This window comes from Sphingobium sp. CR2-8, from assembly GCF_035818615.1.
In the GTDB taxonomy this organism is placed as follows: domain Bacteria; phylum Pseudomonadota; class Alphaproteobacteria; order Sphingomonadales; family Sphingomonadaceae; genus Sphingobium.
In genome coordinates this window covers 3,470,696-3,482,137 of the sequence record NZ_JAYKZY010000002.1, presented here as the reverse complement: position 1 = coordinate 3,482,137, position 11,442 = coordinate 3,470,696, and the positions used below count along the sequence as shown (strand labels likewise).

General features: G+C 63.7%; 9 protein-coding genes. 3 read left to right on the top strand and 6 right to left on the bottom strand.

The genetic code is table 11. From position 1 onward, the window contains the following. Positions 1 to 69: 69 nt before the first annotated feature. Entirely contained in the window at positions 70 to 2,670 is a 2,601-nt protein-coding gene (gene pepN / locus U5A82_RS21050) for an aminopeptidase N (RefSeq protein ID WP_326292794.1), read from the top strand. 131 nt (positions 2,671 to 2,801) lie between these two features. Here the strand turns inward: pepN and U5A82_RS21045 are convergent, their stop codons facing one another. From U5A82_RS21045 to U5A82_RS21030, 4 genes are read right to left on the bottom strand one after another with little or no spacing between them, the layout of a single operon-like run. Beyond that, on the bottom strand, positions 2,802 to 3,428 hold the full coding sequence (locus U5A82_RS21045; RefSeq protein WP_326292793.1) for an ABC-type transport auxiliary lipoprotein family protein: 627 nt from the start codon (positions 3,426 to 3,428) through the stop codon (positions 2,802 to 2,804). A gap of 32 nt (positions 3,429 to 3,460) precedes the next feature. After that, positions 3,461 to 4,423 carry an MlaD family protein gene (locus U5A82_RS21040; RefSeq protein ID WP_326292792.1) on the bottom strand — a complete coding sequence of 321 codons (963 nt, stop codon included), beginning with the start codon at positions 4,421 to 4,423 and terminating at the stop codon, positions 3,461 to 3,463. Positions 4,424 to 4,426: 3 nt separating this feature from the next. After that, complete coding sequence (locus U5A82_RS21035) at positions 4,427 to 5,311, bottom strand: ABC transporter ATP-binding protein (RefSeq protein ID WP_326292791.1); 885 nt, start codon at positions 5,309 to 5,311, stop codon at positions 4,427 to 4,429. Then, complete coding sequence (locus U5A82_RS21030) at positions 5,311 to 6,420, bottom strand: ABC transporter permease (RefSeq protein WP_326292790.1); 1,110 nt, start codon at positions 6,418 to 6,420, stop codon at positions 5,311 to 5,313. The genes U5A82_RS21035 and U5A82_RS21030 overlap by 1 nt, the downstream gene beginning before the upstream one ends. Positions 6,421 to 6,518: 98 nt before the next feature. Here U5A82_RS21030 and U5A82_RS21025 point away from each other — a divergent pair, with 98 nt between their 5' ends. Then, positions 6,519 to 7,196: an HAD family hydrolase gene (locus tag U5A82_RS21025; protein WP_326292789.1), complete on the top strand. Its 678-nt coding sequence runs from the start codon at positions 6,519 to 6,521 to the stop codon at positions 7,194 to 7,196. 20 nt (positions 7,197 to 7,216) lie between these two features. On the opposite strand, the gene U5A82_RS21020 is transcribed toward U5A82_RS21025, so the two are convergent. Then, positions 7,217 to 7,783, bottom strand: coding sequence for a thiamine phosphate synthase (locus U5A82_RS21020; protein WP_326292788.1), 567 nt, complete (start codon positions 7,781 to 7,783; stop codon positions 7,217 to 7,219). Between the two features lie 23 nt (positions 7,784 to 7,806). On the opposite strand from U5A82_RS21020, the gene U5A82_RS21015 reads away from it, so the two are divergent. Next, positions 7,807 to 8,544, top strand: a complete 738-nt coding sequence (locus U5A82_RS21015) for a YggS family pyridoxal phosphate-dependent enzyme (protein ID WP_326292787.1) — start codon at positions 7,807 to 7,809, stop codon at positions 8,542 to 8,544. Here U5A82_RS21015 and U5A82_RS21010 read toward each other — a convergent pair. After that, entirely contained in the window at positions 8,522 to 11,347 is a 2,826-nt protein-coding gene (locus tag U5A82_RS21010; RefSeq protein ID WP_326292786.1) for a TonB-dependent receptor, read from the bottom strand. The genes U5A82_RS21015 and U5A82_RS21010 overlap by 23 nt on opposite strands. Positions 11,348 to 11,442 lie beyond the last annotated feature (95 nt).

Here is an 11,442-nt window from a genome sequence, read left to right as displayed (position 1 = left end):
AGCGTAAACGGCATCACTAACCGGCAACTACCACTGGCCTTTTGACCCCTCGCTCCCTAGCTTGTGGGCATGGCCGACATGCTCTCCACCAACGCCGCTGCCCCTGCCGTCATTCGGCGTATGGACTATCGTCCGCCCGACTGGCTGGTGCCCGACATTGCGCTCGACTTCGATCTCGACCCGGCGCGGACATTGGTACGGGCGACCCTGTCGGTCACGCGTAATGGCGATCATGATCGGCCCCTGCGCCTCGACGGAGACGGCATCGTTCCGCTGACGGTGTGTGTGAATGGGCGCGTGTTGGCGCAGGACGAATGGCATCTGGAAGCAGGTGCGCTCATCATCGCCTTGCCGCAGGCGGCGCACAGCGTCGAAACGCTGGTCGAACTGTCGCCGGAGGGCAATAGCAAGCTGATGGGCCTCTATGCCAGCGGCGGGTTGCTCTGCACCCAGTGCGAGGCGGAGGGATTCCGGCGTATCACTTTCTTCCCCGATCGGCCTGATGTCCTGTCTCGCTATGTGGTGCGCATGGCGGCGGACAAGGTGCGCTTTCCCATATTGCTCGCCAATGGCGATCCGATTGCACAGGGCGACCTGCCCGATGACCGCCACTGGGCGCAATGGCGCGATCCTTTTCCCAAGCCCTGCTACCTCTTCGCGCTGGTCGCTGGCGACCTCGCCTGCAACGTCGATCGTTTCATCACGATGAGCGGGCGAGAAGTCGCGCTGGGTATCTGGGTGCGCGAAGCGGACCTGCCGCGCACGGATCATGCGATGCAGGCGCTCAAGAACAGCATGGCCTGGGACGAGCGCGTCTACGGCCGCGAATATGATCTGGACGTGTTCAACATCGTTGCCGTGGCCGACTTCAATTTCGGCGCGATGGAGAATAAGGGCCTCAACATCTTCAATTCGCGCTATATCTTGGCCGATCCTGAAACTGCTACGGATATCGACTATGATGGCGTCGAAGGCGTAGTGGCGCATGAATATTTCCACAACTGGTCCGGCAACCGCGTCACCTGTCGCGACTGGTTCCAACTGAGCCTGAAAGAAGGCTTCACCGTTTTTCGTGACCAGAATTTCTCGGCCGACATGGGCAGCCATGCGGTCAAGCGGATCGAGGATGTCCGCATTTTGCGCGCCGGCCAGTTCCAGGAGGATTCTGGCCCGCTCGCGCATCCGGTTCGCCCCGAATCCTATATGGAAATCAGTAACTTCTACACGGCGACCATCTACAATAAGGGCGCGGAATTGATCCGCATGATCGCGCTGATGCTTGGCCCGGAACGCTTCCGTACCGCCAGCGATCTCTATTTCGACCGGCATGACGGGGAGGCCGCCACCTGCGAGGATTTCGTTCTGGCGATGGAAGAGGGGGGGCAGATCGATTTGACCCAGTTCCGCCGCTGGTATGAAGAGGCCGGAACGCCCCATGTCCGCGCCCTCATCAGCCATGATCCCGTGACCCGGACCGTCGAGCTCACATTGGAGCAGAACATGCCGCCGACGCCGGGGCAGACCGACAAGCCCCCCATGGCGATCCCGCTGCGCACCGCGCTGTTCGATCCCATCACCGGCGATCATCGTGGCGACGAACTCTTGATGCTGACGGAGGAGCGGCAGAACTTCGTCTTTAGCGACTTCGCCAGCGCGCCGATTCTGTCGATCAATCGCGGCTTTTCCGCCCCCGTCATCGTGGAAACCAACCGCAGTCAGGCTGATCTCGCGTTCCTGTCGGCACATGACGACGATCCCTTCGCCCGCTATGAAGCGATGCAGCAGTTGATGGTCAATGTGCTGATCGGCGCGATCGCCGGCCAGGCGGTGGATGGCGATGCGGTGATAGACGCCGTCCGCAACACCATCACCGATCCGATGCTCGACCCTGCTTTCATCGCCGAGACGATTCGCCTGCCCAGCGAAGCCTATCTGGGCGACCAGATGCGGGTGGTCGATCCCGATGCGATCCATGGTGCTCGCGACGCCTTGCAACGCAGGATCGGCAGCGCGCTGGAGCCACTATGGCGCGACATCCACGCCCAAACCAAGGCCAACGGCTTTTCCCTGTCACCTGCCGCCAAAGGCGCGCGCAAGCTGCGCAACGTCGCGCTCCAATATCTGGTGGCATCAGGCGCGCAGGATGGCCCCGCCATCGCCTTCGCGCAGTTCGACGAGGCTGACAATATGACCGAGCGACAGGCCGCGCTCGCGACGCTGGCCAGCGGGACCAGCGCCGAACGGGAGGCGGCGCTCGACATTTTCTACAACCGTTATCGCGATGACGCGCTGACGCTGGACAAATGGTTCCAGACCCAAGCCTTTGCGCTGCATCCCGATACGGTGGATCTGGTCGCGCAGTTAAGCGCGCATCCAGACTTCACCATGGGCAACCCCAACCGGGTTCGGTCGCTGTTCGGGGCATTTGCAAGCAATCAATGGGCGTTCCACCATGGGTCGGGCAAGGGCTATCGCCTGATCGCCGACTGCATCATCGCGCTGGATAAGCTCAACCCGCAGACTGCGGCACGTCTGGTACCGCCATTAGGCCGATGGAAGCGGTTCGAGGCAGGGCGGGCCGACATGATGCAAGCGGAACTGCGCCGCATATTGGCCCAACTTGGCCTGTCCAAGGACGTGACCGAGCAGGCGAGCAAGAGTTTGGAATAAAAGGGCGCGCGCTCTCAGATGGCTTCGACGGAGTCTGCGACGAATGCCAGAGTCAATCTCAGCGATCTAGACTGGGCCCCGGCCTCCGCCGGGGAACAATATTATAGTCGGGTCTCGGCCGTGACCGGACCTCAGCTCTTTACCGTTGCCGCCCAGGCTGCGACATCGGCCGCCACCTTGTTCGCAGCGATGTTCAGCGGCACACCGATCGTGCCCGCCTCGATCTTGCCGTTCACCGGCGCGCTGGCGGTGAAGCGTTGTCGTGCGAGCGCGACGCCGTTCGGTGTGGTCAGCACCGCGTCATAGGTGACGATTGCGCTGTGGCTGGCATCGTCCAGCGTGAATGCGATGAGTTCGCCGCCCAGTCGCTGCCCGCCATCCCCCGACAACTGACCCGAATCCAGCACGACGCGATCGGTCGTCGCGGAGATGGTCTCAGCCAGCAGGCGGCGGAACAGGTGGCGGGGCGTATCGGCCCACTGTACCTTGGTGACATAGGCGACCGATGTCGGGCCCACTTGCACCGGTATGCGCACCGTATCCAGCAGCTTGGGCGCGTCGGGATCAGCGACGATCAGCGTCCGCCCACTGCCCGCAACGCGCGGGGCGCCGGACTGGACCTTCTGCGCGGCGTCGAGCGTCAGCAGTTGCGACGGTGGCTTGGCGCCGAAGGACACGCAGCCCGACAGGAGGACGGCAGCGGTCAGCGCAGCCAACGTGCCTAGCGGCTTTGCGCCGGGGTGTTTCACATGGAACATGGTCCGCGTCTTTCTCATCAGGGTATCGGGCATCATGGCTTATAGTCCGGCAGCTTGGGCGATCCGACCAGCGAACCCGCACCCTGCTGGTCGAGCTTTTCGGCGACGCCGCGGAAGGAGCGGGACATTTCGCGCAGGTCGTGAACCAGCTGGTTGACCTCAGGCATGGTCTGGGTGCTGAACGCCCTTACGCCCGGCTGCGCCTCGCTTATGGTCTTGTCCAGCGTTTCGATGCTGTGGGTCGCCGCTTGCACGCTCTTGCGCAGGTCGGCCATCAGGGGCTTGCCCTCGTCGGTCAGCATGGAATCGGTGGTCGCGGCCAGCTTGCCGATCTGTTCGACGGCGACGCCGGTCCGCTGCACCGCGATCCGGGCTTCGGCGAGGGTGGCGGCAATTTCAGGGCTGCGATCGGCCAGCGCGCCAGACACGCGCTCGACATTGGCGAGGATGCCCGCGATCGAACGCTGATTCTTGTCATCCAGCAATTCGGTCAGTCGCTCGGTCAGCGTCGAAATCCGCTCCAGCAATTGTGGCGCATTGTTGAGCAGTTCGCCCAGCGCACCCGGCTTGGTCGGTATCACCGGCACGCCATCGGGGCAGGCCGACGTCACATTATTGGCGGGGCAGGCGATCGGTGGCGCGCCCTTGACCGCGCCGTCCAGCACCACTTCGCTGACGCCGGTGAAGCCGACGCCCGCGATCGTCGCGGTCGTGCCCTGCAAGACCGGCGTGCCGTCCTTTACCGAGATACGGACCTTCACAAAGCTGGGGTCCTGTTTCCAAAGCTCGATATTTTCGACCTTGCCCGATGGCACACCGGCGTAATTCACGCTGGAGCCTTTGGCGAGGCCACTCACCGACTGCTTGAAAAAGATGTCATATTCCCTGTTCTCGCCATCGGAGATGCGCGAGAACCAGAAGGCAGCGGCCATGATCGCGGCCAACAGCAACAGCGTGACCGTGCCCACCAGCACATGATTGGAGCGGGTTTCCATATCCTATCGCCTTCCGTCCGGCGGGCTGAGCGCCGCCTTGTTCTGTGCACGGTCCTTTTCGCGGGCCACCGCCGCCGTAGCGGCCCGGCCGCGCGGACCGTTGAAATATTCCTGAATCCAGGGATGATCGGTCGCCAGCAGTTCGTCGATCGTGCCGACCGCCGTCACTTTTTTGTCCGCCAGCACCGCGACCCGGTCGCAGATCGAATAGAGTGTATCGAGGTCGTGGGTGATGAGGAAGACGGTCAGGCCCAGCGTCTGTTGCAGCTTGCGGGTCTGGTCGTCGAACGCCGCCGCACCGATCGGGTCGAGGCCCGCGGTCGGCTCGTCCAGGAACAGCAGATCCGGGTCCAGCGCCAGCGCGCGGGCCAGGCCGGCGCGCTTCTTCATGCCGCCCGACAGTTCGGCCGGATATTTCGGACCGGCTTCGGTCGGCAGGCCGGTCATGCGGATCTTGTAGGCGGCGATCTCGTCGCGCAATTGCGGGCCGATATTGGGATAATATTCGCGGATCGGCACTTCCACATTCTCGGCCACCGTCAACGTCGAAAACAGCGCGCCGCCCTGAAACAGCACGCCCCAGCGTTTGCGGATCGCCAGCGCTTCGTCATCGGACCGTCCGACCATCAATTCGCCGAAGACATGAACCTCGCCCGCGTCCGGCGTCTGCAATCCGATGATGGCGCGCATCAGCACCGACTTGCCGGTGCCCGACCCGCCGACCACGCCCAATATCTCGCCTCGGCGCACATCCAGGTCCAGCCCGTCATGCACCAGCTGATCGCCGAAGCTGTTGCGTAGGCCCCGTACCGAAATCGCGATTTCGGACGTTTCCAACGCCTGCTCGATCCGTTCTTCCTCGGCCTGGATGATGTCCTCTTCGCTCATCAGTTCCAGCCTACCCAGGTGAAGAAGACCGCAAAGAAGGCGTCGATCACGATGACCAGGAAAATCGCCTGAACCACCGCCGCCGTGGTGCGAATGCCGACTTCCTCGGCATTGCCCTTGACCTGCATGCCCTGGAAACAGCCCGACAGCGCGATGATGATGCCGAACACGGGCGCCTTGATCAGGCCTACCCACAGGTCGGTGATCGGCACGACTTCGCGCAGCCGCTGAAGGAAGGTGATAGGCGGAATCTCCAACGCGATCGCACAGAGGAAACCGCCACCGATCACGGCCATAACCGATGCGTAAAAGCCCAGCAAAGGCATCATGACAACCACGGCGAGCGTGCGGGGCAGCACCAGCGCTTCCATCGGCGACACGCCGATGGTGCGCATGGCGTCGATCTCCTCGGTCAGCTTCATCGTGCCCAACTGCGCCGCAAAAGCGGAGCCGGAACGGCCCGCGACCATGATCGCGGTCATCAGCACGCCCAGTTCGCGGAAGGTCAGGCGGCCGACCAGGTTGATCGTCAGCATCTCCATGCCGAACTGGCGCAGCTGCACCGATCCCTGTTGGGCGATGACGATACCGATAAGAAAACTCATAAGGCCGATGATACCCAGCGCCGATACGCCAACCACCTCGAACCGTTGCACCACGGCATTGATCCGGAACCGATGGGGATGCCGGATGACATTCCATGTCGCGATCAGCGTCGCGCCGAAAAATCCCAAGAGGCCCATCAGCGTCGCGCCCGATGCGATCACGGCTTCCCCGATCTGGCCGACGACGCGGCTGAGCGCCGGCACGGCATCCGGCCTGATCGGCATGGGCTCGTCCAGATCGCAGATCGCGTCGATCAGGCGCTGTTGCTCTTCGCCCGCGCCCGTAATGTCGCAACCCAGCCGCTCGGCGGTGCGGTGCACGGTCCAGGCGCCGATCGTATCCATATGGTCGACGTCCGACAGGTCGATCGCCGCGACCGGTTCCTGCAACGCGTCCAGTCGCCCGGGCAGATCGCCCAGGCAAGCGATGGCAAGCGATCCGGAAAGCCGGACCACGGTGCCGCCGTCACGCTTTTCTTCGGCAAGTTCGGCGGCTTTATTCATGGGATGGGATTAGTGATCCATTATCAGTTGCACGGCAAGCCGAAACGGCCCATCCGCAAGCCAGAACGAAGGGCAACGGGAAAAGTTTCGGACACGGTATGACGACCCACCGGCTTGCGATCTACGACATGGACCGTACGGTGACGTTCAGCGGCACCTATACCGGCTTTCTCATCCATGTGGCGCGGCGGATGGCGCCATGGCGGCTGGTCCTTTTCCCCTGCGTCATCCTGCTGATGCTGGCCTATGTTCTTAAACTCGTCACGCGCCAGCGGCTGAAGGAAGTCAATCAGGCGCTGATGATCGGCTTCAACGTCGAACGCGCGAAATTGATGCCGCATGTCGAAAGCTATGCCGACCGGGTGATCGCGGCAAATCTGCGCGCGGGCGCCGTGGCGCAGATCGCGCGCGACCGGGCGGACGGCTATACGCTGGTGCTGGCGACAGCCTCCTACCGCCTCTATGTCGAGCCGATCGCACGGCGGCTGGGCTTCGACGCAGTGATCGCGACGGACCATCTGAGCCAGGATCTACGCTATGTCCGCGCGAAGATCGCCGGGGAAAATTGCTACGACACCGGCAAGCTGCGCATGATCAAGGCGTGGATGGCGGCAGAAGCCATCGACCGGAGCCAGGCGCATATCCGCGCCTATTCCGATCATGTGTCGGACGCGCCGATGCTGGAATTCGCCGACATCCCCTTCGCCTCCAACCCGCACAAGCCGCTGGCGAAGCTGGCGGCGGAACGGGGCTGGACGCGCGTGGACTGGACCTGATTTCGAAGTCCCATGCTGGGTTAAAGCGTCAATCCGTCGATCGCCGCCCAACCATCCGCGCCTAGCCTGTCTAGCATCATGCGGTGCGCCTGACGCACCCCGCCCAACGCCATGACCGGTGCCTTGACCTGACGTGCCAGCGCCGCGAAGCGCACGCGCCCCAGAGCGCCCGCACCCGGATGCGATCGTGTCGGGAACAGCGGAGATACGAAGCAGAGATCGGCCCGCACGCGCCGCGCCGCGACCGCTTCTTGCGTATCATGCACGGCCCGGCTGCGCAGCATCGGGCGGGTCGACCCGCGCATATCACGCCCATGCACGCCGTCGGCCCGCCACGCCGCCCCCTCGCGCGCGGATCCTGCGAGCAGCAAAATCAGTCGCCGTCGCCGTGCGATCGCCCGCAGTGCCTCAAACAACGCTCGCCGCGCCGCGGGTTCGGTGCGATAATGGCGGAAGACGATCCCGCCATGCCCTTTGGGAAGGCGCGCTGCTGCCGCCAGCAGCGCCGCAGCCTCGACCCGCTCGTCGGTCATCAGCCAGAGGGCGGGCAGGGGAATGAAGCTTTTTTTGCGGTGGCGATTGCGCATAGCCATCGCCTATAGCAGCGCGCATGATGACAGACAGCCTTATGGAAGCGACCGACCGCCTAGCCACTCTGCGCGACAGCATCGGCCGCGCCGCCCGCCTGACGGATCGCAGCGCCGACGCGATCAATCTGATCGCCGTGTCGAAGACGCACGACGCCGACACAATCCGGCCGCTTCTGCATGCCGGGCAGCGCGCATTCGGCGAAAATCGCGTCCAGGAAACACAGGAGAAATGGCCCGCGTTGCGCGAAGAATTCTCCGGCATCGCACTGCATCTGGTCGGCCAGCTTCAATCCAACAAGGCGGCCGATGCCGTGGCGCTGTTCGATGTCATCCACAGCCTGGACCGTCCTTCGCTGCTGACCGCGCTGGCCAAGGCGATGGACGCGGCGGACAAGCGCGTCCCCTGTTTCATTCAAGTGAACATCGGGGCGGAGGATCAGAAGGGCGGTTGCTCCATCGCCGACACCCCCGCGCTGATCGCCGCCGCGCGTGCCGCGGACATTCCCGTGGCTGGCCTGATGTGCGTGCCGCCCGCCGATATCGAAGCCGCGCCGTTCTTCGCGCTGTTGGCGAAGATGGCGCGGGAAGAGGGGCTGGACCGCCTGTCGATGGGCATGTCGGGCGATTATGAGACGGCGATCATGCTGGGCGCGACCGACATCCGCGTCGGCACGGCGCTGTTCGGACAAAGACCATCCCCCGCTCGCCCCGTTCCGGCGAGCGGGAGAGGGATGCTCAGAAACTCCCGCGCAAAGTGATGCCATAGGTGCGCGGTTCGGCGAGATAGGCGGAGATCAGCTGGTTCGCCATGACCGCACGCGGATTGACGCCAAACTGGCCCGTGCTCGACGTGTCGGGACTGCTCGACTGAAGCGGGCTGGAGAAGGCGACCTGGGTATAATTCTGGTTGAAGATATTCTGGCCCCAGAATTCCACCGACCAGCGCTGGCTTGGCCCGCGCAGGCCCACGCGCGCATTCACCACCGCAAAGCCGTCCTGCCGCTTTTCGGGGAACAGGTCCGACCCGGTGTTGAAATCGCTGGTCATGCGCCCGTCGACGTAGAAGAGCGCCGAAAGGCCCGACGATCCGAGGTCCGGCGTCCAGGCCATGCTGGCGGTCGTGACGATCTGCGGCGCGTTGCTGTTGATCGCGCCGGGCAGCATGGACAGGGCAGGGTCCAGTGGCACGGCACCATTGCCGCTGCCGACCAAACGATTGGCGAACTTCGCACGCGCATAGGTCGCGCCGCCCGACACGCGGAAGTTGCGCGCGGGACTGACCGACGCTTCCAGTTCCACGCCCTGGCTGATCAGGCCCGGCCCTACATCGTCGCTGGCGCAGGTGCGCGCCGCCGACAGGGCGCCGTCGCATCCATTGATATTCTGCACAACGAAGCTGGTGCCGTTGAAGGTGTTCAGCTGGAAATTCTTGAACTCCTGGCGGAAGGCGGCGACGTTCACGCTCCATTTGGGCTGCACGAATTTCAGGCCGACTTCGAAACTGTCGACCTTTTCCGCAGCGAAGCGCAGGCTGGTGACATCGGCATTGGTGCGCGGCGCGAACACGGCGGGCACGGCGTTCAGGCCCGTCGATCCCAATTGGAAGCGGTCGAGGTTGAAGCCGCCCGCCTTATAGCCCTTGGAATAGCTGCCATAAAGCAGCAGCGGGTCGATCGGCTTCCAGGACAGCACCGCCGTGCCGGAAAATTCGCCGTCACTGATCCTGTCGTTCAGGTCGAGCGCGTTGAGGCTTGTCGATCCATTGCCCAGGCACCCTAAAGTCAGGATGCCGCCTGCCAGCGCCGATGCGCTGCCCAGCGCCGGATTGGTGGCGATGCCCGGCAGGCCCGACGCCTGCAACGCCGCGCAGGTCGCGTTATTGTTGTTGAAGTCGGACGAGAAGCGCTTGCTTTCATGGGTGTAGCGCAGGCCCAAGGTCAGATCGAGCCGGTTGGTGATGTGGACGATATTATGCGTGAACAGCGCCCAATTCTCACTCTTCTGCCGATAGAGCGAGGCGACGTCGCCCGTCCCTGACGGGATCGCCGCCAAGGCGCGGAGGCCGTTACCGAGGCCAGTCGAGATCGCTCCCGCCTGCGCGGCTGCAATCGCCGTCGCCTGCGCGGCGGGGACGCCCTGCGCGATCAGGCTGGCGCGGATCGCGGGCGCCAGTCCCGCATTCAACTGCGCCTGCGTGCCCGTGATGAGCGGCTGGGTGGCAAGGCCGCTGCCGCAGGCCGCCAGTTGCTCCGCAGTGAAATTACTGTTCAAACCCGCGCCCGCCATCAGGCGGCAGGCCGCGAACCGGCCATAATCCGCGCCGAAGCGGATATTGTCCTGCAAGGTCAGCCGTTCATTGGCGTAATAGCCGCCGACCAGCCAGTCGAGCTTGTCCGCGAAGGCCGATCCCTGCAGCCGCAATTCCTGGGTGAAGGTCTTGAACTGGCGATAGGTGTTGGGATCGCGATAGAGCAGGTCGGCGCGATTATAGTCGTAATCGCCATAATCGCGGGACTTGTAATCGCGGTAGGCGGTGATGCTGGTCAGCTTCGCCCCGCCGAAATCATAGTTGATCTCGCCCGATACGCCCCAATCCTTGAGCTTGCTGACATATTCGCGGCCCGGCGTGACATGCAGTTCGCGATCATAGGGGTCGGTAGGGATCATGCTGCCCTGGCCCGCCAGGATCGCCGCGATGCGGTTGAAAGGAGCAGTGTCATAGCCATTGCCCGCCGGACGCCGTTCGCGCGATTCGATATAGGCCGCGCCGCAGCAGCTTTCGTCGCGATTGGTATAATCGCCGATCAGGCGGATCGACAGCGCGTCGTTGGGCTCGATTAATGCCTGACCGCGCAGGAAATAGCGGTTGCGATCGTTGGTATCACCAACCTTGTTGCCCGCACCGTCGACCAGCTTGTAGAAACCGTCGCGCTTGCTCCAGACACCGTCCAGGCTGAGCGCGACGCCATCGGCGATCGGCCCCGTGATACGGCCCGACAGACGCCAGTAATCATAATTGCCGTATGTCGCCTCGGTCTTGAGGTGGAATGTGTTCTCCGGCGCCTTGCTGATGATGTTGATAAGGCCAGCCGACGCATTGCGGCCGAACAGCGTGCCCTGCGGCCCGCGCAGCACCTCCACCCGCTCGATCTCGCCCAGTTCGTTGAGGCCCGCACCGGTGCGCGAGCGATAGACGCCGTCGATGAACACCGCGACCGAGCTTTCCAGCCCAGGATTGTCGCCGACCGTGCCGATGCCGCGAATACGGGCCGACGCATTGGCTTCGGACCCGGTGGAGGACACAAGCAGCGAAGGGGCTAGCTGGTTGAGGGTGCGGATGTCGCTCGCGCCGCTATTCTGCATCGCGGCCGCGCCCACGGCCGATACCGCGATCGGCACGTCGGACAGGGGGCTGGCGCGGCGGGTGGCGGTGACGATGATGTTCGCATTGCCATCCTCGACGACGGGCTGGGGCGTCGCATCTTCCTGCGCCTGCGCGGTGGACGCACCCAGGACCAATGCAGCGATGGCGGCAGATGTCCAAAGACTCTTGTCTGTCATGATTGGTCTATCCTCTCCTGGCCTGCGCGACTTTTCGCCGCGTCGGGAATGGGGGTGATTATGCTGACACAGCAGGGCGAAGGCAAGAGAGCCTA

Excerpts from the sequence above, each read along its gene's own strand:
- U5A82_RS21025 (WP_326292789.1), top strand. The coding sequence starts at position 6,519 with ATGACGACCCACCGGCTTGCGATCTACGACATGGACCGTACGGTGACG.
- U5A82_RS21020 (WP_326292788.1), bottom strand. The coding sequence starts at position 7,783 with ATGCGCAATCGCCACCGCAAAAAAAGCTTCATTCCCCTGCCCGCCCTC.
- U5A82_RS21030 (WP_326292790.1), bottom strand. The coding sequence starts at position 6,420 with ATGAATAAAGCCGCCGAACTTGCCGAAGAAAAGCGTGACGGCGGCACC.
- U5A82_RS21040 (WP_326292792.1), bottom strand. The coding sequence starts at position 4,423 with ATGGAAACCCGCTCCAATCATGTGCTGGTGGGCACGGTCACGCTGTTG.
- U5A82_RS21010 (WP_326292786.1), bottom strand. The coding sequence starts at position 11,347 with ATGACAGACAAGAGTCTTTGGACATCTGCCGCCATCGCTGCATTGGTC.
- U5A82_RS21015 (WP_326292787.1), top strand. The coding sequence starts at position 7,807 with ATGATGACAGACAGCCTTATGGAAGCGACCGACCGCCTAGCCACTCTG.
- pepN (WP_326292794.1), top strand. The coding sequence starts at position 70 with ATGGCCGACATGCTCTCCACCAACGCCGCTGCCCCTGCCGTCATTCGG.
- U5A82_RS21045 (WP_326292793.1), bottom strand. The coding sequence starts at position 3,428 with ATGTTCCATGTGAAACACCCCGGCGCAAAGCCGCTAGGCACGTTGGCT.
- U5A82_RS21035 (WP_326292791.1), bottom strand. The coding sequence starts at position 5,311 with ATGAGCGAAGAGGACATCATCCAGGCCGAGGAAGAACGGATCGAGCAG.